Annotated in this window: 16 protein-coding genes and 1 riboswitch; of the genes, 11 read left to right on the top strand and 5 right to left on the bottom strand. The window is 73.0% G+C overall.

The annotated features are described in order from the left end of the window. Window positions 1–31: 31 nt before the first annotated feature. Window positions 32–118, bottom strand: a riboswitch (cyclic di-GMP riboswitch). A 153-nt stretch (window positions 119–271) separates the two neighbouring features. Together RGE_RS10875 and RGE_RS10870 are read right to left on the bottom strand one after the other, a co-directional pair. Continuing rightward, window positions 272–832, bottom strand: coding sequence for an NADPH-dependent FMN reductase (locus RGE_RS10875; RefSeq protein WP_014428434.1), 561 nt, complete (start codon window positions 830–832; stop codon window positions 272–274). A 15-nt stretch (window positions 833–847) separates the two neighbouring features. Beyond that, window positions 848–1771 (bottom strand): mechanosensitive ion channel family protein, encoded by a 924-nt coding sequence (locus RGE_RS10870; protein ID WP_014428433.1) that lies wholly within the window; start codon window positions 1769–1771, stop codon window positions 848–850. 238 nt (window positions 1772–2009) lie between these two features. Between RGE_RS10870 and RGE_RS10865 the strand changes: the two genes are divergently transcribed. The 7 genes from RGE_RS10865 to RGE_RS10835 all read left to right on the top strand — a co-directional run bounded on the left by RGE_RS10865 (window position 2010) and on the right by RGE_RS10835 (window position 12841). After that, window positions 2010–3860: an autotransporter assembly complex protein TamA gene (locus RGE_RS10865; RefSeq protein ID WP_014428432.1), complete on the top strand. Its 1851-nt coding sequence runs from the start codon at window positions 2010–2012 to the stop codon at window positions 3858–3860. Between the two features lie 3 nt (window positions 3861–3863). Further along, entirely contained in the window at window positions 3864–7979 is a 4116-nt protein-coding gene (locus tag RGE_RS10860) for a translocation/assembly module TamB domain-containing protein (RefSeq protein ID WP_014428431.1), read from the top strand. Window positions 7980–8175: 196 nt separating this feature from the next. Then, entirely contained in the window at window positions 8176–8733 is a 558-nt protein-coding gene (locus RGE_RS10855; protein WP_014428430.1) for an iron transporter, read from the top strand. A 3-nt stretch (window positions 8734–8736) separates the two neighbouring features. Further along, on the top strand, window positions 8737–10248 hold the full coding sequence (locus RGE_RS10850; protein ID WP_070099453.1) for a carbohydrate porin: 1512 nt from the start codon (window positions 8737–8739) through the stop codon (window positions 10246–10248). A gap of 5 nt (window positions 10249–10253) precedes the next feature. Beyond that, window positions 10254–10595: a cupredoxin domain-containing protein gene (locus RGE_RS10845; RefSeq protein ID WP_014428428.1), complete on the top strand. Its 342-nt coding sequence runs from the start codon at window positions 10254–10256 to the stop codon at window positions 10593–10595. Window positions 10596–10623: 28 nt separating this feature from the next. Further along, window positions 10624–11442, top strand: a complete 819-nt coding sequence (locus tag RGE_RS10840) for an FTR1 family iron permease (protein WP_014428427.1) — start codon at window positions 10624–10626, stop codon at window positions 11440–11442. A 34-nt stretch (window positions 11443–11476) separates the two neighbouring features. Beyond that, complete coding sequence (locus tag RGE_RS10835) at window positions 11477–12841, top strand: 4Fe-4S binding protein (protein ID WP_014428426.1); 1365 nt, start codon at window positions 11477–11479, stop codon at window positions 12839–12841. A 1-nt stretch (window position 12842) separates the two neighbouring features. Here the strand turns inward: RGE_RS10835 and RGE_RS10830 are convergent, their stop codons facing one another. Beyond that, window positions 12843–13457: an HAD-IA family hydrolase gene (locus RGE_RS10830; protein WP_014428425.1), complete on the bottom strand. Its 615-nt coding sequence runs from the start codon at window positions 13455–13457 to the stop codon at window positions 12843–12845. Window positions 13458–13519: 62 nt separating this feature from the next. On the opposite strand from RGE_RS10830, the gene RGE_RS10825 reads away from it, so the two are divergent. Then, on the top strand, window positions 13520–14206 hold the full coding sequence (locus RGE_RS10825; RefSeq protein WP_014428424.1) for an extensin-like domain-containing protein: 687 nt from the start codon (window positions 13520–13522) through the stop codon (window positions 14204–14206). Window positions 14207–14210: 4 nt separating this feature from the next. Here the strand turns inward: RGE_RS10825 and RGE_RS10820 are convergent, their stop codons facing one another. Together RGE_RS10820 and RGE_RS10815 are read right to left on the bottom strand one after the other, a co-directional pair. Further along, complete coding sequence (locus tag RGE_RS10820) at window positions 14211–14915, bottom strand: type 1 glutamine amidotransferase domain-containing protein (RefSeq protein ID WP_014428423.1); 705 nt, start codon at window positions 14913–14915, stop codon at window positions 14211–14213. 22 nt (window positions 14916–14937) lie between these two features. Continuing rightward, a complete protein-coding gene (locus RGE_RS10815) occupies window positions 14938–16146 on the bottom strand; it encodes an MFS transporter (protein WP_014428422.1) in 1209 nt (402 codons plus the stop codon). A gap of 98 nt (window positions 16147–16244) precedes the next feature. Here RGE_RS10815 and RGE_RS10810 point away from each other — a divergent pair, with 98 nt between their 5' ends. From RGE_RS10810 to RGE_RS10800, 3 genes are all read left to right on the top strand, one after another. Further along, window positions 16245–17156 (top strand): LysR family transcriptional regulator, encoded by a 912-nt coding sequence (locus RGE_RS10810; RefSeq protein ID WP_014428421.1) that lies wholly within the window; start codon window positions 16245–16247, stop codon window positions 17154–17156. A 113-nt stretch (window positions 17157–17269) separates the two neighbouring features. Then, window positions 17270–20635, top strand: coding sequence for a maltose alpha-D-glucosyltransferase (gene treS / locus RGE_RS10805; protein ID WP_014428420.1), 3366 nt, complete (start codon window positions 17270–17272; stop codon window positions 20633–20635). Window positions 20636–20648: 13 nt separating this feature from the next. Next, complete coding sequence (locus tag RGE_RS10800; protein ID WP_014428419.1) at window positions 20649–21332, top strand: mechanosensitive ion channel family protein; 684 nt, start codon at window positions 20649–20651, stop codon at window positions 21330–21332. The last annotated feature ends 80 nt before the right edge of the window (window positions 21333–21412 follow it).

Genomic DNA, 21412 nt, shown 5'->3' with positions numbered 1-21412 from the left:
GGCGCGGCCTGACACCCGGGCGACGGCCCGTGGCGGCAACCCCGCTGGCGTAGGCGTTGCCGCCCGTAGCCCGGAAGCTTTGCGTCCCCGGCTTTCGCCGGGTTTGCCCATCGGCCGCCTTGCGGCGGCCGGCTGACGGCCTGGGCGAACCCTGACCGATGCGCTCAGTGTGTCGCAGCCGCGTCGTGAACGGAAGCAGTCGGTAACAGTGCGTTCAAAAGAACGCGAAAAACGGCGCACATCCGGCGATCACGGCGCGCCGCGTCGCGATTCAGGCCGGCGCCTGGCGCTCCACCCAGGCCAGGAAGGCGTCGAGCCAGCCCTGGACGAAACGCCGCGTGCCTTCGTCGGCCAGGCCGCCGTCGGCGGCGAAGAAGCCGTCCTTGGCCTGCAGATAGACCTCGGGCTGGGTCAGCGTCGGCATCGCCAGATAGGCGAGCACGTTGCGCAGATGCTGCTGCGCCAGCGCCGTGCCGATGGCGCCGATCGACACGCCGACGACACCGGCCGGCTTGCCGGCCCAGACGCTCTGGCCGTAGGGCCGCGAGGCGTGGTCCAGCGCGTTCTTCAGCACGCCCGGGATCGAACGGTTGTACTCCGGGGTCACGAAGATCACGCCGCGGCAGGCGGCGATCCGGGCCTTGAAGCGGCGCACGCTGTCGGCCGGCGAGGCGTCGTCGTCCTGGTCGTAGAGCGGCAGATCGCCGATCTCGACGATCTCCAGCTGCCAGGGCGCGGGCGCCATCATCGCCAGCGCCTGCGCCAGGCGGCGGTTGAAGGAGTCGCGGCGCAGGCTGCCGACGACCAGGCCGATGCTGTGGGATTCGCTCATCGAGGACCTCCGGGTTCAGACGTTGGCCGCGTCCGGCGCATGGCGGCGGATGCCCAGCGGCAGCGCCGGGGCGCGACCGTCCTTGTCGGCGCCGGCGTAGACCGTCAGATGAGGATACGGGATCTCGATGCCGCGCTCGTCGAAGGCGCGCTTCAGGCGGCGCAGGAACTCGCGCCGCACGTCCCACTGCGCCAGCGGCGCGACCTTGAAGCGCACGCGCAGCGTCACCGCGCTCTCGTCCCAGCGTTCGACGCCGGCGATCTCCAGGTCCTGCAGGATGCGGTGGACGAAACGTTCGTCGGCACGCAGGCCGGCGGCGACCTCGCGCACGACGTTGCAGACCTCGTCCAGGTCCTCGCGGTAGGCGATGCGCAGATCGGCCACCGAGAAGGCGAACTGGCGGCCGCGGTTGGTCACCGTCGTGATCAGGCTGTTGGGCACGTAGTGCACGTTGCCGTCGTAGTCGCGCAGGCGCACGTGGCGCAGCGTGATGTCCTCGACCAGGCCGCCGATGCCGGCGATCTCGACGACGTCGCCGGTGCGGATCTGGTCTTCGAACAGGATGAAGAAGCCGGTGAAGTAATCCTTGACCAGCGACTGCGCGCCGAAGCCGACCGCGATGCCGACGACACCGGCCGCGCCCAGGATCGGCGCCAGCGAGATGCCGACCTCCGCCAGCACCGTCATCGTCGCCAGCGCGCCGACGACGATGCCGATCAGGTAGCGCGCGACGCGGTTGATGGTCTCGGCGCGGCGCAGCGCGTCGCCTTCGAGGTGGTCGCTGAAACGCGTGTTCATCGCGCGCACGAGGCGCTGCAGCAGCGTCGCCAGCAGCCAGGCGGCGGCGATGATCAGCACGATGCGCAGGCCCGAGCGCAGCGGCTCGTTCCAGCGGCCGTAGTCCAGCTCGTTGAGCACGGTGGTCCACGAGAAATCCAAGAGCAGTTCCTCCTTGTCGATGCGCCGCCGACCGGGCGTGCGATTCACTCTACGGGCACAGCCAATGCCCCCACCCGGCGGGCGGCCGCCGCCCGGGCGCGGCAAACCCCGCGCCCAGGCGGCGCCTCTTGCCAGCAGCCCCCGCTCGATGAAAGCATTGGCCGATGTTCCTGCCGCCCAGCCCGGTGCCTCCTGTTCCGTTTCCCGCACACACCCGGATGCCCGCCGAGGGCCGCGCGTGATCCGCGCCGCCGCCCTGCCCGCGGCCTGGCTGGCCTGTCTCGCGCTCGGCGGCTGCGCCGGGCTGTCGCGCGAGCCCTCCGCGGCGACGCCGGCCGGTGACGGCCAGGCCGCCTCCGAACCCGCAGCGAGCGCCTCGGCGCCGGTGCTGACGCTGCGCGTGGAGGCGCCCGACACCGTGCGCGAGCTGCTCGAGCAGCAGCTCGACCTGGCCCGGCTGCCGGCGCTGGCCAACGGCCGCCAGCTGGCGCCGCGCGAGATCGACCGCCTCGTCGCCGCCGCGCCCGAGCAGGTGCGCTCGCTGGTCGAGACCGAAGGCTTCTTCACGCCGCAGGTCGCGGTGCAGCAGCTGCCCGGCGAGCCGCCGGTGGTCGAGGTGCGTGTCGAGCCCGGCCCGCGGGCGCGGGTGCGCAAGGTCGACATCCGCATCCAGGGCGCGCTGGCCGAGGCGCTGTCGCGCGGCGAGGCCGAAGCCGTGGCCGGCGACGCCGCGCTGCGGGAGGACTGGCCGCTGGAGCGCGGCGAGCCCTTCCGCAATGCCGAATGGACGGCGGCCAAACGCGCCGCGCTGGCCCGCTTGCGCGCCCTGGGTTACGCCCGTGCCGACTGGGTGTCGACGCTGGCGCGCGTGGACGCCGGCGAGCACCGTGTCGATCTGGAACTGGTCGCCGACAGCGGGCCGCTGTTTCGCACCGGCGAGCTGCGCATCCGCGGGCTGAAGCTGCACGACGAGCAGACGGTGCGCAACATCGCCGACTTCCGCCCCGGCACGCCGGCCACCGAGAAGCTGCTGCTCGACGTTCAGGAACGGCTGCAGCGCTCAGGCCTGTTCACCACCGCCTCGGTGCAGCTCGATGCGCGCGCCGAGGACCCGGAGCACGCGGCGGTGACGATCCGGCTCGCCGAGCGCGAACGCCAGGAGGCGACCTTCGGCATCGGCATCAGCGCCGACGTCGGCCCGCGCGGCACCGTCGAGCACGTGCACCGGCGCGTCTTCGGCCAGGCGCTGACGGCACGCAACGCTTTCGAGCTGGGCCGCGTGCGGCGCTCGTGGACCGGCGAGCTCAGCACGCACACGCTGCCCGGGCTGTACCGCAACCTCGTCGGCGGCGCCGCCGAACGCATCGAGTCCTCGACCGACGTCGTCTCCTCGCTGCGGCTGCGCCTGGGCCGTGCCCAGGAGACGCCGCGCATCGACCGCCTGGTCTACGTGGAGGCCGAACGTTCGCTGCGCCGGCTGGACGACGGCACCGAAACCAACGCCGACGCGCTGAGCCTGCACTACCAGGGCATCTGGCGCCACGTCGACAACGTGCTGCTGCCCACCGACGGCTGGGTGTTCTCGGGCCAGGTCGGCGGCGGCCGGGCGCGTTCGGACCCGGGTGGCACCGGGCCCTTCGTGCGCGCCTACGGCCGGCTGGCGGCGTACCGGCCGTTCGGCGGCTGGTACGGCTCGCTGCGGCTCGAGGCCGGCGAGGTCTACGCGCGCGACGACGTGACGCCGCCGGACTCGCTGCTGTTTCGCGCCGGCGGCGACGGCTCGGTGCGGGGCTACGAATACCGCTCGCTGGCCCCGACGCAGGACGGCATCGTCTACGGCGGCAAGGTGCTGGCGACGGCCAGCGCCGAGATCGCGCGGCCCATCCTTGAACGCATGCCGCAGCTCTGGGGCGCGGTCTTCGTCGACGCCGGCCGCGCCGCCGAACGCTGGCAGGACTACAGCCCGGCCGTCGGCTACGGCGTCGGCCTGCGTTACCGCAGCCCGATCGGGCCGCTCAGCATCGACGTCGCACGCGGCCAGGAGACGGGCAGCGTGCGCCTGCACCTCAGCGTCGGCGTGACCTTCTGAACCATGGCCGCTGCCGACACCGCCAACACCACGCCGCCGCCGCGGCGCCTCGCCTGGGTGCTGGGCCTGCTCGCCGCGCTGCTCGTCGCCGGCGGCGCGCTGCTGGCCTGGATCTGGAACAGTGAAGCCGGCTGGCGCTGGCTGTTTGCCCATGTGCCCGGGCTCGAAGTCGTCGAGCCGCAGGGCCGGCCGGTCGGCGGCGCCTTCGCCACGCGCACGCTGCGCTGGCAAGGCGCCGACGGCGCGCGGCTGGAGGTCGACGATCTCGCCTGGCGCGACCTCGCCTGGCAATGGCGGCCGCACCCGGGAGCCTGGATCGGCCTCGTGCTCGACACGCCGAGCGCCAGCCGCGTCGCCTGGACCCCCGGGACGGCGCCCGCCGAACCGGCCCAGGCACGGCGCACGGCGCCCGAAGACCTGCGCCTGCCGCTGGCGCTGGAGATCCGCGGCCTGGCCGTCCGAACGCTGCAGATCGGCAGTGCGCCGCCGCTTTCCGAGCTGCATGCCGACCTCGTGCTCGGCGCCGAGCGCGGCGCGCTGCACCGGGTCGATCGCCTGGAACTCGCCTGGCCCGGCGGACAGGCCCGCGCCACCGGCCGCGTGCAGGCCGACGGCGAACGTGCCGTGCAGCTGCGCATCGACGCCGGCGCCGAACCCGGCGCCGCCCAGCCCTGGACGGCGACGCTGGCGGCCAGCGGCCCGGTCACCCGGCTGCAGCTCGATGCGACGCTGCGCGGCGACGGCGACGTGCGCGTCGACGCCCAGGCCCGCGTCGCGCCCTTCGCGCCCTGGCCGCTGGAGTCGCTGCAGGCGACGACACGCGCGCTGGACCTGTCGCAGCTCGCCGCGGCGCTGCCGGCGACGCGGCTGGACGGGCGCATCGTCGTCGACAGCCAGGGCCGAGACGTGCCGGCGCAGGCCGACATCGATCTGCGCAACACGCAGCCCGGCGCCTGGGACGCCGGCCGGCTGCCGCTGGCCTCGCTGCTGGCGCGCGTGTCCGGCCGTCTGGACCAGCGCCGCAGCCTCGAACTGCAGTCCTTCGAAGCGCGTCTGGCCGGCGAACGTGCGGCCGGCCGGCTGCACGGCAGCGGCCGCTGGGACGGCGACGCGCTGACGCTGTCGCTGGCGCTCGACGGCCTGCGGCCGGCCGAACTCGACCGGCGGCTGCCGGCGCTCACCGCCGCCGGGCCGCTGAACTTCGAACTGCGCGGCCTGCCCCTGCCCGGCTCGGGCGTGGCCGCCGGCACGCTGGCCGCCCAGGCCAGCGCCGAGATCGGCGGCCGCCTCGACGCCGCACGCGGCCGGCCGCTGCGGCTGGCGCTGCAAGCGCACCTTCGCCAGCCGGCCGACGGCAGCCTGAACGCCGAGCTATCGCGTTTCGTGCTCGCCGCCGGCGACGCCCGCCTCGAAGGCCAGGCGAACGCCGTGCGCGACACGGCGCAAGGCTGGCGCCTGAAGACGCAGGGCGAACTGGCGCGCTTCGATCCCTCGCTGTGGTGGCGCGGCGCCGAAGGCTCGCCGTGGCGGCGCGGCCCGAACCGGCTGGACGGGCGCTGGAACGCCGATCTCGCGCTACCGCAAGCGGCCTTCGGCCAGCCGCTGCCCGAGCTGCTGGCAGCGCTGGCCGGCCAGGCGCGCGCGGAGCTCGCCGACAGCGTGCTGCTGGGCGTGCCGCTGAAGGCTGGCGCGACGCTGAAGGCCGGCAACCGCGCCACCCAGCTCGACGCCGAACTCACGGCCGCCGGCAACCGCGCGACGCTGGCGCTGCGCAGCGGTACACGCGACAGCGCCCGCCTCGTCGTCGACGGCCAGGCACCGGCGGCGCTGGCGCCGCTGGCCGCGCTGCTGCCGGGCGCCCAGGCCTGGTGGCCCAGCGCCGGCACGCTGGCGCTGGACGCACGCGCCGACGGCCGCTGGCCTTCGCTGCGCAGCGAAGGCCGGCTCGACGCCGACGGGCTGAAGAGCAGCAGCTTCGTGCTGCAGCACGCGCAGGCGCGCTGGAATCTGGCCACCGAGGACGCCAAGGCGCCGCTGGAGCTGTCGCTGCAGGCCCGCGGCCTGGCGCGCGGCGAGCAGCGTCTGGAACGCCTGGACGCGAGTGTTGCCGGCACGCTGGGCAGCCACCGCATCGTGGTGCAGGCGCAAAGCCCGCTGAAGCCCCCGGCCTGGACCGACGCCGCGCCGGCGCCCGCCGCCGGCCCGACGACGCTCTCGCTGCGCGCCGGCGGCGCCTGGAAACCGGCACGTGCCGGCGGCGGCCAATGGCGCGCCACGATCGCCGAACTGAGCGCCGGCACGCCCGGTGCGACGCCCTGGGTGCAGGCGCGCGACCTGGAGTTCGGCGCCGACTTCGCGCCCGGCGGTGCGGCCCGCCAGGCCAGCCTGGCCCCGGGCCGCATCACGCTGCTGGGCACGGCGCTGCGCTGGAGCGAAGCCGGCTGGCAGGCGCCGCCGCGCGAAGGTGCGCCGTCGCGGCTGCGGCTGGCCGCCGAGCTGGAGCCGCTGGCCGTCGCGCCCTGGCTGCAACGCGCCCAGCCCGACGCCGGCTGGAGCGGCGACCTGAAGATCGCCGGCCGCGTCGACATCCGCCGGGCAGAACGTTTCGACGCCGACGTCGTGCTCGAACGCACGGCCGGCGACCTCCGTGTCGTGCGCGGCAACCTGCCGCTGGCCTTCGGCTTCACCGGCCTGCGTTTCGCGCTCGCTGCGCACGACGGCCGCTGGGAGACCACCCAGGCCGTGGTCGGCACGCAGATCGGCGTCATCGCCGGCTCGCAGACGGTGCGCACCGAACCGTCGCTGGCCTGGCCCGCGCCGCAGGCGCCGGTCGACGGCGTGGTCGAGATGCGCATCCCGGACGTCGACGTCTGGAGCGCCTGGCTGCCGGCCGGCTGGCGCCTGGGCGGCACGCTGTTCACGACGGCGCAGGTCTCGGGCACCGCGGCGGCGCCGCAGTTCGGCGGCCGTGTCGAAGGCTCCAGGCTCGAACTCGGCAACCTGCTGCAGGGCGTGGACCTGAGCGGCGGCTCGCTGCTCGTCACGCTGCGCGGCGACGAAGTGCGGCTGGACCACCTGCGCTTCCGCGGCGGCGACGGCAGCCTGGCGATCGACGGCAGCGCGCGCCTGGGTACGCAGCCGGCGGCCGACCTGAGCATCGTCGCCGATCGCTTCGACGCGCTGACGCGGGTCGACAGGCGCGTCTCCGTCAGCGGCCGTGCGGCGGTGGGCTTGCGCGCGCAGTCGCTGACGGTGGACGGCAAGTTCGCCGTCGACCGCGGCCGCATCGACATCTCGCAGAGCGAGGCGCCGTCGCTGGACGCCGACGTCGTCGTCGAGAACCGGCCGCTCGCCCCGGGCCAGCGGCCGGCGGCACCGGCCGCCGCACGCGAGCCCAGCCCGCTGATGAAGAACAGCCGCGTCGCGCTCGAGATCGCGCTCGGCGACGACCTGCGCCTCAAGGGCCGAGGCATCGACACCGGGCTCACCGGCACGCTGCGCGTGTCGACGCCCGAAGGCCGGCTGGCGATCAACGGCCTGGTGCGCACCGTCGGCGGGCGCTACCGGGCCTACGGCCAGAACCTGGTCATCGAACGCGGGCTGATCCGCTTCAGCGGCGAGGTCGCCGCCCCCCGGCTGGACATCCTGGCCGTGCGCCCCGATCTGGACGTGCGCGTCGGCGTGACGGTCCAGGGCAGCGCCAGCGACCCGCGCGTGCGCCTGTACAGCGAGCCCGACATGAGCGAGCTGGACAAGCTGTCCTGGCTGGTCACCGGGCGCGCCTCCGAGGGCCTGGGCCGCGCCGACACGGCGATCCTGCAGCAGGCGGCGTTGGCGCTGCTGGCCGGCGAAGGCGGCGGCCCGTCGACCGGGCTGCTGCAGCGCCTGGGGCTGGACGAACTCTCGGTGTCGCAGAGCGGCGAAGGCGACGCACGCGACACCGTCGTGACGATCGGCAAGCAGCTCAGCGATCGGCTCTACGTGGGCTACGAACGCGGGGTCAACGCGACCGCGGGCTCCTGGCAGCTGATCTACCGTGTCGCCCGGCGCTTCACGGTGCGCGCCCAGACCGGCGACGACAGCGCCTTCGACGTCATCTGGACCTGGCGCTGGAACTGAAGCCGCGGCCGGCGGCCGCGCACTGATGCGCAGGCGCCACGCACTGCGTCGCTTTGAGGAAGGCTTTGGCATCCTGGGGCCGATCAATTGACAAAGGGCAAGCCACGCGGTTGACGCCGCCGGTTTGGAGGGGCAGCATTGCGTTTGTTATTGCGAACCAATCGCATTTGCATCTCTCCTAACAGAAGGCTTATCGATGAAACCGTCCCACTGGGGTGCCGCCCTGGCCGTTGCCGCCGCCTGCTTCACGTCTTCCGCCTACGCGCTCGAGTACCCGATCGGCACGCCGCAGAACCTGGCCGGCATGGAGATCGCCGCGGTCTACCTGCAGCCGATCGACATGGAGCCCGAGGGCCACATGCGCAAGGCCGCGGAGTCGGACATCCACATCGAAGCCGACATCCACGCGCTGGCCAACAACGCCAACGGCTACCCCGAAGGCTTCTGGATCCCCTACCTGCTGATCAAGTACGAGATCACGAAGATCGGCGGCTCGGGCGCCCCGATCGCCGGCAACATGATGGCGATGGTCGCCAGCGACGGCCCGCACTACGGCGACAACGTCAAGCTGCAGGGCCCGGGCAAGTACAAGGTCAAGTACACGGTCTACCCGCCCAACGCCAAGGAGAACCCGGCTTCGCCGCTGTACGGCCGCCACACCGACCGCGAGACTGGCGTGCGCCCCTGGTTCAAGCCCTTCACCGTCGAATGGGACTTCACCTACGCCGGCATCGGCAAGAAGGGCGGGTACTGAACCATGTCCACCCTGCCCCCGAGACACGGGTTCGTGTTGCGCAACGCCCGGCTCGTCGCCGCGCTGACGCTGGCCGGCCTGGCCGGCGGCGCGCAGGCCGCCGGCAGCGAGATCGAGCAGTTGAAGGCCCAGCTGCGTGAACTGGCCGCGCGTTTCGGCCAGCTCGAGCAGCGCAACCAGGAGCTCGAGAAGAAGGTCGGCGAGCTCTCCGCCACCGCGCCCAAGGCCGCGCCGATCGAGGCCCGCGTCAAGGCGCTGGAAGAGGCCCAGGCCGCGACCGACCAGGCCTTGCTGACCGACCGCCTGAGCGAGAACGAGCCCGAACTCGTCACGCGCCTGAAGGCCGTCGAGACGCAGACGCTGGCGATGCAGAAGCCGGTGCGCCAGGTCGAGGCGCTCGAAGGCATCAAGGTCGAAGGCGGCCTCGTCGCCGTCGCCCAGCGTGTCAACGGCGCCGGCACCGAGACCGGCAAGCGCGAGTCGCGCCTGAACTACCGCGGCGACATCGAGGTCACGCTGCCCGGCGGCGAGATCGGCCAGGCCGAAGGCACGATCTACGCCCAGCTGCGTTTCGGCCAGGGCGAAGGCGTCGCGCTGCGTCCGACCTACACCAGCACGACGAACTCGTCGACCTTCCAGGTCGCCGGCGTCAACGACCCCGACTCCTCGTTCGCGGTGCTGGCCCAGGCCTGGTATCAGCTGAACGTGCCGCTGCCCTTCGACGGCTACAAGCCGTACTCGCGCCAGCGCCTGGAGTTCACGGTCGGCAAGATGGACCCGTTCGTGTTCTTCGACCAGAACGCGACGGCCGACGACGAGACGGCGTTCTTCCTGAACAACGCCTTCGTGCACAACCCGCTGCTCGACTCGGGCGGCGACGCCGGGGTCGACGCCTACGGCTTCACGCCGGGGTTCCGAGCCGCCTACGTCAACGAGACGGACAAGTCCGGCGTCTGGAGCGCCTCGGTGGCGGTGTTCGGCTCCGGGCCGGCGACCAACTTCTCCGGCTCGCTGGGCAAGCCCTTCGTCATCGGTCAGCTCGAGTACTCGACGCGGCTGTTCGACGGCCTGCAAGGCAACTACCGGCTCTACGCCTGGCGCAACGGCCGCGCCACCGACCTGGACGGCAACGAGCAGGCGCACAGCGGCTGGGGCCTGTCGCTCGACCAGCGAGTCACCGACGACCTGACGCTGTTCGGCCGCTACGGCAACCGCAGTTCGGGCACGGCGAGCTTCAACCGCGCGCTGACGCTGGGCGGCGAGTTCTCGGGCGACGCCTGGGGCCGCGCCTCCGACGGCATCGGTCTGGCCGCCGGCCTGCTGCGCACCAGCAACGACTATCGCCGCGTCAGCACCTCCAGCGGCAACGAGCGGGTCGCCGAGATCTACTACCGCTACCACGTCAACGAGAAGATCGCGCTGACGCCTGACTTCCAGTGGATCTCCCGCCCGGGCGGCGACGACGGCGCGAGCGACGTCAAGGCCTTCGGCCTGCGCGCCACACTCGGGTTCTGACCGCCGTGGCCGCCCGCGTCACGCGCCGTGCGGCCCTGGCCGCGGTGCTCGCCCTTGCGGCGGGCACCGCGTGGTCCCAGAGCCTCGCCACCTACGCCGTCGTCATCAAGAACGGCCGCATCGAGCCCGCGCGCCTGGAAGTGCCGGCGGGCGTCAAGATCAAGCTGACGATCAAGAACGAGGGCCCCGGCCCTGCCGAGTTCGAGAACCTCGACCTGCGCGTCGAGAAGGTGCTGGGCCCCGGCGCCAGCTCCTTCGTCGTCATCCATCCGCTGCGCCCCGGCAGCTACAAGTTCTTCGACGAGTTCCATCCCGAGCACTCGGAGATGCTGATCGTCGCGAAGTGAATCCGTAATCGGACGGATAATCGTTCTCATGTTCAATGCATTGATCGTCGTCTGGCGCGAGAGCCTCGAGGCGATGCTCGTCATCGGCGTGCTGCTGGCCTGGATCTCGCGCCAGGACCAGCCCGCACCGCTGCGCCGCGGCCTCTGGCTGGGCGCGGCCGGCGGCCTGCTGCTGGCTGCCGCTTTGGGCGCCGCGACCTTCGCGGTGCAGAGCGAACTCGAAGGCCAGGCGCTGGAGATCTTCCAGGTCGTGATGGTCTTCACCGCCGCCGCGCTGATCGTGCAGATGGTGCTGTGGATGCGCCGCCACGGCCGCGGCATGAAACGCGAACTGGAACGCCAGGCCGGGCAGGCCTCGGGCGCCCTGGGCGTCGGCCTGGTCACCGCCTTCGCCGTCGCGCGAGAAGGCGCCGAGACCGTGGTCTTCCTCTACGGCCTGGGGCTGGAGTCCGGCGGCTCGGCGCTGGCCGCCAACGCCGGCGCCGCCACCGCGGGCTTCGTGCTCGCCGCCGCCACCGCCTGGCTGATCTCACGCGGCGCACGTTTCCTCAGCTACCGCGTGCTGTTCGGGATCAGCGAAGTTCTGCTGCTGCTGATCGCCGCCTCGCTGCTGGCCGGCGGCCTGGACCGCATGATCGGCATGGACTGGATCCCGCCGCTGGTCGACCCGGTCTGGGACAGCTCCGGCCTGCTCGACGACGGCAGCGGCCTGGGTCGTGTGCTCGCCGACTTCCTCGGCTACCGCGCCCGCCCGTCGGCGACGGTGCTGATCGGCTACCTCGTGTTCTGGGGCGCCACGATCTGGGCCATGCGCCGCGGCGCCACGCCGCGCGCTGCCGCGGCCTGAGACCACGATGACTGCTGCCGTCCCGATCCGTTTCATGGCCCGCCCGCGCAAGACGCGGCTGGCGCGGATCGGCGACGCGCTGCGCCGCCACCGCCGCTGGGTGCTGGGCATCCAGTGGTTCGTCGTCGCCTTCTATGCCACGCTCGTCGTCCTGCCGGTGTTCCTGCCGTTGCCGCCGACCGGCTCGAGCATCGTCTCCAACCTGACGCTGGCGGCGCAGTTCGCGTTCTGGGGCCTGTGGTGGCCCGGCGTGATCCTCAGCACGGCGCTGTTCGGCCGCGTCTGGTGCGGCGTGTTCTGCCCCGAAGGCGCGGTGACCGAATACGCCAGCCGCCACGGCCTGGGGCTGTCGATTCCGCGCTGGGTGCGCTGGAGCGGCTGGCCGGTCGTGGCCTTCGTCTGCACGACGGTCTACGGCCAGCTGGTCAGCGTCTACCAGTACGCCGCGCCGGCGCTGCTGATCCTCGGCGGCTCGACGCTGCTGGCCGCCGCGGTCGGCTTCGTCTACGGGCGCGAGAAACGCGTCTGGTGCCGCTACCTCTGCCCCGTCAGCGGCGTCTTCTCGCTGCTGGCCAAGATCGCGCCCTTGCACTACCGCGTCGACGAAGCGGCGTGGAAGGCCTACCCCGGCCCGCCGCCGCGGGTGGACTGCGCGCCGCTCGTCGACCTGCGCCACATGACCGGCGCCTCGGACTGCCACGCCTGCGGGCGCTGCAGCGGCCACCGCGACGCGATCGAGCTCGCCGCGCGTTCGCCGAGCCAGGAAGTGCTGGCGGCAACGCCGTCGCGCACCGACAGTGCGCTGGCGCTGCTGCTGATCTTCGGCACGCTGGGGGTGGCCGTCGGCGCCTTCCAGTGGAGCGTGAGCCCCTGGTTCACCGCCGCGCGCCAGGCCGCCGCCACCTGGCTGATCGACCACGATTCCTTCGTCCTGCTGCAGGACAACGCGCCCTGGTGGCTGCTGACCCACTTCCCCGAGGTCAACGACGCCTTCACCTGGCTCGACGGGCTGCTGGTCAGCGGCTACATCGGCGTCTACGCCCTCGTCACCGGCGTGCTCGGCTGGGCCGCGCTGCGCGCCGCGGCACGGCTGGCCGGCGGCATCGGCTGGGACTCGCTGGCGATGGGGCTGGTGCCGGTCGCCGGCGCCGGGCTGTTCCTCGGGCTGACGATGACGACGCTGACCCAGCTGCGCGCCGAAGGCTGGGTACCGCCGGGCGTCGCCAGTGCGCGCGCGCTGCTGCTGGCCGGCGCGGCCGTCTGGTCGCTGTGGCTGGGCTGGCGACTGCTGGCGCGCGGCGGCGCCGGCTGGACGAACCGCCTGGCCGCGACGGCGCTCTACGCGCTGCCGCTGGGCCTGGCCGTCACCAGCTGGACGCTTATCTTCTGGGTCTGGTGACTCAGACCAACCCCGCCGCGCGCAGCGCGGCCTCGACGTCGGCCGGCGAGCCGACCTGAACCGCCTGCAGCCCGGCCTCCTGCGCCGCGGCGACGTTCTCGGCCAGGTCGTCGAAGAACAGCACCGCGCCCGGCGCCAGTTCCAGCGTGTCGCAGACGCGGGCGAAAGCCGCCGGCTCGGGCTTGCGCAGGCCCATCTCGTGCGACAGGAAGAGGCGCTCGACGCTGGCCACCAGCTCCGGATAGCGGCGCAACCATTCGCGCGCGTGGCTGGCGTTGGTGTTGGAGAACAGATGGCAGGGCCGCCGCCGCGCGGCCTGCTGCAGCCAGCGGCGCGTGGCGACGATCTCCGGGCCGAAGATCGTGTTCCAGCCGGCCTCGATCTGGGCCGGCGTCGCCGTCAGCTGCAGCGTGTCGGCGACGTGCGCGAAGTAGGCCTCCGCCGCCAGTTCGCCGCGTTCGTGGCGGCGGTAGGCTTCGTCGACGCCGAAACGCCGCCGCAGTTCGTCGTGCGGCAAGGCCGAATACGGCGCCCAGGCGGCGAGCACGCGGGCGAAGTCGACGTCGATCAGCACGCCGCCGACGTCGAACAGCAGGGCTTGGGGAGGCTGGACCATGCGGCGATTGTCGGCCCGGCGCGGTGACGGAACCGCGGCACGGCCCGCCGCCTCCGACCCGGATGCGCCTGTTCGCCGTCGTGCTGACCCTGCTGCTCGCCCTCGGCCTGTCGTACGGCCGGCTGTGGACGATCCCGGACCGCCACAAGCCCTGGGCGCCGCTGTCGCTGCACGAGGCGCCCGGCTGGCTGACGCGGTACAAGCTCGAGCGGCTGGACCAGCAGCCCGGCGCTTGCCGGGCGTTCGTCGACGCGGCCGGCTTCGCCGCGACACCGGCGGCGCCGCGCGAGACCGCCGAGGGCTGCGGCTTCGACGACGCGCTGCTGCTGCGCCGCACCGCCGGCGCGGCGCTGGCGCCGACGCTGCTGTCCTGCCGCGCCGCGGCGTCGTTGGCGCTGTGGGAGCGGCACGTGCTGCAGCCGGCGGCGCAGCGCCACTTCGGCATGCCGGTGCGACGGTTGGAACACTTCGGCAGTTATGCCTGCCGCCGCGTCTACGGCCGCGACAGCGGCTCCTGGAGTCGCCACGCACGCGCCGACGCGCTGGACCTCGCCGGCGTCGTGCTGGCCGACGGCCGCCGCGTGCGCGTCGCGGCCGACTGGACCGGCCGCGGCGCCGAGGCCGCGTTCCTGCACGACCTGCACGCCGGCGCCTGCGGCTTCTTCGACGGGGTCTTAGGCCCCGACTACAACCGCGCCCACGCCGACCACCTGCACCTGGACCGTGGCCCCTACCGCGTCTGCCGCTGAATCCTCAACCTGCGTCGCGCTGCAGCAGGTCGCGCAGGGCCACGCCGACGCCGTGCGCCGACTGCGGGTTCTGCCCGGTGACCAACCGGCCGTCGACCTGCACGCTGGGCGTCCAGTTCGGCGCCGCGTGGTGGATCGCACCGCGCTCGGCCTGCGTCGATGCGAGCAGGAACGGCACGACGCGCTCGAGTTTCACCGCGCGCTCCTCGTCGTCGGTGAAGGCGGCCAGGTGGCGGCCGGCGACCAGGAACGAGCCGTCGGAGAGCCTGACGTTGACCAGCGCCGCCGGCCCGTGGCAGACCGCCGCGACCACCCCGCCCTGCTCCCAGACGGCACGCGTCTGGCGTTGCACCGCCGGGCTGTCGGGGAAGTCCCAGACCGCCCCGTGACCACCGGCGAACAGGATCGCCGCGTAACGCGAGGCGTCGACCTCGTCCAGCCGCGGCGTGTGGCGCAGCGTCTCACGGAACGCCGGGTCGTCCCAGTAGCGCCGGTTCACCGGGTCGTCGAGATCCAGGCCGTCCACCGGCGGCTCGCCGCCCTGGATCGAGGCCAGCTCGACCGGGATGCCGGCGTCCTGCAGCACCGCCATCGGGTGCGTGGCTTCGCCGAGGTAGAAGCCGGTGGGCTCGCCGCTGGCACCCTTGCTGCCGTGGCTGGTCAGCACGATCAGCACCGGTCGCGTCGTGCGGGTTTGCGTCGCATTCATCTCATGGCTCCTTGCAAAGAGTTCAGGACGCCGCCGTGCAGGCGGCGGCGTCGGGCTGCGGCAGGCGGCGCTCCAGCGTCACGCCGACGGCCGCCAGCGCCAGGCCGGCCAGCGTCAGCAGCGCCGCCAGCGCGGGCAGCGCGCCCAGGCCCAGCGCACTGTCGACGACCTGCGCGCCGAACGCGGCGCCGATCGCGTTGCCGAGGTTGAAGGCGGCGATGTTCAGGCTCGACGCCAGGTTCTGGCCAGCGCCGCGGGCCTGCTGCAGCACGCGCATCTGCAGCGGTGCGACGGTGGCGAAGGCGGCCGCGCCCAGCAGCCCGGTGAACAGCACCGCGCTCCACGGATGCCACAGTGCCACGCCCATCGCACCGAGCACCAGCGCCAGCACAGCCAGCGTGCCGAGCAGCGTCGGCACCAGGCGGCGGTCGGCCAGACGCCCGCCGAGCAGGTTGCCGACGACGAAACCGAGGCCGAAGACCAGCAGGATCGGCGACACCGCGGCGTCGTCGAAACCCGCCAGCCGCGTCAGCAGCGGTTGGATGTAGGTGAAGACCGCGAACACGCCGGCGTAACCGAACACCGTGGCCGCCAGCGCCAGCAGCACCTGCGGCCGCACGACGACCTTGATCTCCTCGGCCAGCGACGGCGCGGCCTCGGGCGCGCGGTCGGCCGGCACGCACCAGGCGATGACCAGCGTCGCCAGCACTCCCAGCGCCGCGACGGCCCAGAAGGTGGCGCGCCAGCCGTGCTGCAGGCCCAGCCATGCGCCGGCGGGCACGCCGAGCAGCGTCGCCGCGGTGAGGCCGGTGAACAGCACCGCGATCGCGCTGGCCTGGCGTTCGGGCACCACCAGCCGCGTCGCGACGACCGAGCCGACGCCGAAGAAGCTGCCGTGCGCCAGCGAGGTCAGCACGCGGGCCGCCATCAGCAGCGGGTAGTCCGGCGCCAGCGCGCAGGCCAGGTTGCCGAGCGTGAAGACGGCCATCAGCGCCAGCAGCACGGTCTTGCGCGGCAGGCGCGCGGTGGCCGCCGTCAGCAGCGGCGCGCCGACGAAGACGCCGAGCGCGTAGCCCGAGATCAGCAAGCCGGCGGCGGCGACCGACACGCCGAGGTCGGCCGAGACCTGCAGCAGCAGGCCCATGATGACGAACTCGGTCGTGCCGATGCCGAAGGCACCGGCGGTCAGCGCATACAGCGCGACGGGGAGACGGGTGGCAGGGGCGTTCATCGCGAGGCAGGTGTTTGTGAGGCGCGAATGCTCGGCGCTCGCGCTTTGCAGAAACAGTCTCCTAATCCACAATCAGCTTCAAACTTTCATTGAAAGTCGTGAACCGTCTTGCCGATCTGAACCTCTTCCTGCGCGTGCTCGACGAAGGCTCGATCAGCGCCGCCGCTCGCGCGCTGGACCTGAGCCCGGCCGTCGCCAGCCAGCGCCTGGCGCGGCTGGAACAGGAGCTGGGCGTGCGCCTGCTGCACCGAACGACACGCCGCCTGCACCCGACTCCCGAAGGCCGCGTGCTCGCCGAACAAGGCCGTGGCCTCGTCGAGGATCTGGACGCGCTGGTCGCCGGGCTGCGCCAGGCGTCGGGCGAAGTCAGCGGCACGCTGCGCGTCACGACCTCGGCCACCTTCGGCCGGCTGCACCTGTCGCCGCTGCTGCCGGAGTTCCTCGCCCGCCACCCGCAGCTGCGGCTCAGCGTCGATCTCGACGACCGTGTCGTCGATCTCGTCACCGCCGGCTTCGACCTCGCGATCCGCGTCGGCGCGCTCGACGACTCGACGCTGGTGGCGCGGCGCCTGGCACCCAACCGCCGCGTGCTCGTCGCCTCGCCCGACTACCTGCACCGCCGCGGCACGCCGCAACTGCCGGCCGACCTGGCGCAGCACGACTGCCTGGTGCTGACCGGCGCCCAGGGCCGGCCGACGCACTGGACGCTGGCCGACGGCCACGGCGGCGAGGTCGCGGTGCGCGTGCAGGGCCGCGTCGAGAGCAACTTCGGCGAGCTGCTGCGCGACGCCGCGGTGGCCGGCAACGGCATCGCGATGCACTCGACCTGGCACGTCGCCGAGGACCTGCGCGCCGGGCGTCTGCAGATCGTGCTGCCCGGCCACCCGCCGTCGACGACCGGCATCTGGGCCGTGATGCCGCAGCGCCGGCTGCTGCCGGCGCGCGTGCGGGCCTTCGTCGAGTACCTGGGCGAGCGCTTCGGCGAAGGCGCCGCCTGGGACCACGGCTGAGCGCCCCCTAAGCCCCCTCCCCCGCCGGAGGATTTCGTCCCCGGCAGGGCGATCGGTTACGGTCCCCCGCAGGCCGCGCGACGCGGCTCCATGCCGTACCCGCCAAGAGGACCATGAAGGGCGAAGACCTCAGCGCCATCACCGCGACCCAGACCCAGCCACCCGCCGACGCCGCCGCACCGGCGCTGGACCCGCTGTGGTTCAAGGACGCCGTCATCTACGAGCTGCACATCAAGTCCTTCGCCGACAGCAACGGCGACGGCATCGGCGACCTGGCCGGCCTAATCTCCAAGCTCGACTACGTGCGTGACCTGGGCGTCAACACGATCTGGCTGCTGCCCTTCTACCCCTCGCCGCTGCGCGACGACGGCTACGACGTCGCCGACTTCATGGCCGTCAACCCGGCCTACGGCACGGCCGCCGACGTCGCCCGGCTGGTCGCCGAGGCGCATGCGCGCGGGCTGCGTGTCATCACCGAGCTCGTCGTCAACCACACCTCGGACCAGCACCCCTGGTTCCAGCGCGCGCGCCGGGCGCCGCGCGGCTCGCCGGAGCGCGACTTCTACGTCTGGAGCGACGACCCGACGAGGTACGCCGGCACGCGCATCATCTTCACCGACACCGAGAAGTCGAACTGGACCTGGGACGAGGTCGCCGGCCAGTACTTCTGGCACCGCTTCTTCAGCCACCAGCCCGACCTGAACTTCGACAACCCCGCGGTGCGCGAGGCGGTGTTCGGGATCATGGAGTTCTGGCTCGAACAAGGCGTCGACGGCTTCCGCCTCGACGCCATTCCCTACCTCGTAGAGCGCGAGGGCACGAGCAACGAGAACCTGCGCGAGACGCACGAGGTCATCAAGGAGATCCGCCGCCGCCTGGACGCCAAGTACCCCGGCAAGCTGCTGCTGGCCGAGGCCAACATGTGGCCCGAGGACGTGCGCGAGTACTTCGGCGAAGACGACGAATGCCACATGGCGTACCACTTTCCGCTGATGCCGCGCATGTACATGGCGATCGCGCAGGAGGACCGCCACCCCGTCGTCGAGATCCTGCAGCAGACGCCCGACATCTCGCCGCAGTGCCAGTGGGCGATCTTCCTGCGCAACCACGACGAGCTGACGCTCGAGATGGTGACCAGCCGCGAGCGCGACTACATGTACTCGATGTACGCCGCCGACCCGCGCGCGCGGCTGAACCTCGGCATCCGCCGGCGGCTGGCGCCGCTGCTGGAGAACGACGCCGAGCGCATCAAGCTGATGAACAGCCTGCTGCTGTCGATGCCGGGCTCGCCGGTGCTGTACTACGGCGACGAGATCGGCATGGGCGACAACATCTTCCTCGGCGACCGCGACGGCGTGCGCACGCCGATGCAGTGGACCAGCGACCGCAACGGCGGCTTCTCGCGCGCCGACCCGCAGCGCCTGGTGCTGCCCGCCATCCAGGACCCGATCTACGGCTTCGAGGCGGTCAACGTCGAGGCCCAGAGCCGCGACGCCTCCTCGCTGCTGAACTGGACCCGGCGCATGCTGGCGATCCGCCGCTCGACCCAGGTCTTCGGCCGCGGCCGCATCCGCATGCTGCACCCGGGCAACCGCAAGGTGCTGGCCTATCTGCGCGAGCTGGGCGACGAGGTCGTGCTCTGCGTCGCCAACCTCGGCCGCGCGCCGCAGCCGGTGGAGCTGGACCTCTCGCGCTACAAGGGCCGGGTGCCGGTCGAGATGGGCGCGCACACCGCCTTCCCGCCGATCGGCGAGCTGCCCTATCTGCTGACGCTGGCCGGCCACGGCTTCTTCTGGTTCCGCCTGGCCACCGACGCCGCGCCGCCCGACTGGCACGCCGACCGCCGCCCGGTCGAGCACCTGCCGGTGCTGGTGATGTTCGACGGCTGGAACAGCTTCTTCCGCGACCGCGTCGTGCCCTGGCGCATCGCGATGGCCGGCAAGACCCTGGCCCAGCTCGAAGACGAGCTGCTGCCGCCGCACCTGGCACGCCAGCGCTGGTTCGACGCCGGCGAGCCGCCGGCACAGGCGCGCATCGGCACGCACGCGACGCTGGCCCAGGACGGGCGCGAGTGGCTGCTGGCGCTGGTCGACACGCGCGGCGGCCCGCACGAGGATGCACGCTGGTTCTCACCGCTGGCCGTGGCCTGGGAGGACGACGAGGCCGACCAGGGCCGGCTGGGCCAGCTCGGCCCCGCGGCGCTGGCAAAGGCGCGCATGCAGGCGCGCATCGGCCTGCTCGGCGACGCCGGCGGCGACGAGGCCTTCTGCCGCGCGCTGGTGGCCGCGGTCGCCGCCGGGCGCAGCCTGCCGGCGGCTGGCGGCGGCCAGATCCGTTTCGTCGCGCTGCGCGGCTTCGACGCCGGCATCGCGGCCGAGCTGGACACGCTGGCGGTGCGCGCCGTGCCGCAGGGCCGCAACACGACGCTGCAGCTCGGCGACCGCCTCTTCGTCAAGCTGCTGCGCCGGCTGCGGCCGGGCGTCAACGTCGAGGTCGAGATGGGCCGCCACCTGCGCGAGGTGGCGCACTTCGAGCACGCCGTCGTGCCGGTCGGCCACGTCGAACACGTCGCCGCCGACGGCACGGTGTCGACGCTGGCGGTGCTGCAGCCCTGGGTCGTGCACCAGGGCAACGCCTGGGACTTCGCGCTGATGCAGCTGACGCGCCACCTCGAACGTGCCGCCCCGGCGCCGGCCGAGTCGGTCGGCGCCGCCGAAGGCGGGCTGATGGCGCGCGTGCGGGCGCTGGCCGAACGGCTGGCCGCGCTGCACGAGGCGCTGGCGCTGCGCCGCGGCGACGCCGCCTTCGACCCCGAGCCGCTGCAGCCCGAAGACCTGCGCCGCGCGGCCGCCGCGACGGCGCAGCTCGCGCACACGACGCTGGCGCTGCTGGCCGAGGCCACGCCGCGCCTGCCTGCAGCGCAGCAGCCGCTGGCGCGCCGTCTGGCGGCCGGCGAACGCACGCTGCGCGACCGGCTGGCGGCCTGCGCCGCGCACGGCGCCGGCGGGCCCAAGCTGCGCATCCACGGCGCACTGCGGCTGCAGGAGGTGCTGCTGGTGCACGAGGACTTCGTGCTCGCCGACTTCGAGGGCGACCCCTCGCTGCCGCCGGCCGAACGCCGGGCGCGCCAGTCGCCGCTGCGCGACGTCGCCGGCCTGCTGCATTCGCTGGACCTGGTGCGGGCCGCGGCGCTGCAGCGCGGCGCCCACACCGAAGCCGAGAACCGGCGCCGCGAGGCGCTGGCCGACGCCTGGGCCGGCGAACTGCGCCGCGCCTTCGTCGACAGCTATGCCGAGCGGGCGCTGGCGCTGGGCCTGGTCGCCGGTGCCGACGCCTTCGAGGGCCCGGCCTCGACGCTGGCGCTGTTCGAGATCGACGCCGCGCTGCGCGAGCTGCACGACGAACTGCGGCGCCGCCCGGCCGGCGCCACCGCCCCGCTGGCCGCCCTGGCGACGCTCGCCCAGCGCCTGGGCCCGTAGACGGAGACATTGCATGGACTCGCTGGAACTCGCCTTCGACCCGCTGCGCACGCTGCTCGCGCAGGCGGGCGTCTTCCTGCCGCGGCTGGGCATCGCGCTGGCCATCGCCGTGGCCGGCTGGCTGCTCGCCAAGGCCGCGCGCTACGCCACCGGCCGCGCGCTGAAGGCGCTGAACTTCCACGTGCTGACCGAACGCGCCGGCTTCGACGGTTTCCTGCAGCAAGGCGGCACCGACAAGACGACCAGCGACCTGTTCGCGCTGATCGTCTTCTGGCTGGTGCTGCTGGGCGCGCTGGTCGTGGCCTTCAACGGCCTGGGGCTGTCGCAGGTGACCGAGCTGCTGTCGCGCGTGCTGCTGTTCCTGCCGCGGCTGCTGGTGGCGCTGCTGGTGCTGGTCTTCGGCCTGTACTTCGCGCGTTTCGTCGGCCAGTCGGTGCTGGCCTGGTGCCGCGCCTCGGGCATCGGCGACGCCGAGATCCTGGCGCGCATCGTCCAGTACGCGATCGTCACCTTCGTGCTGCTGATCGCCATCGACCATCTCGACATCGGCGGCGGCCTGGTGCAGCAGACCTTCCTGATCCTGCTCACCGGCATCGTCTTCGCGCTGGCGCTGGCCTTCGGCATCGGCGGCCGCGACCGCGCCGCGGCGCTGATCGAACACTGGTTCCCGCGCCGCGACGACCCCCGCGGGCGTTGAGGATTCACGCGAGCCCCTGTCCTACACGGGGCTGCGCGCTGGACCGACCACCGGCGGCAGCGCTTCGGGCAACGATGTCG

It is taken from the genome of Rubrivivax gelatinosus IL144, from assembly GCF_000284255.1.
Taxonomy (GTDB): domain Bacteria; phylum Pseudomonadota; class Gammaproteobacteria; order Burkholderiales; family Burkholderiaceae_C; genus Rubrivivax; species Rubrivivax gelatinosus_A.
The sequence above is the reverse complement of the archived record's forward strand: the minus strand, read 5'-3'. Positions and strand labels throughout refer to the sequence as shown.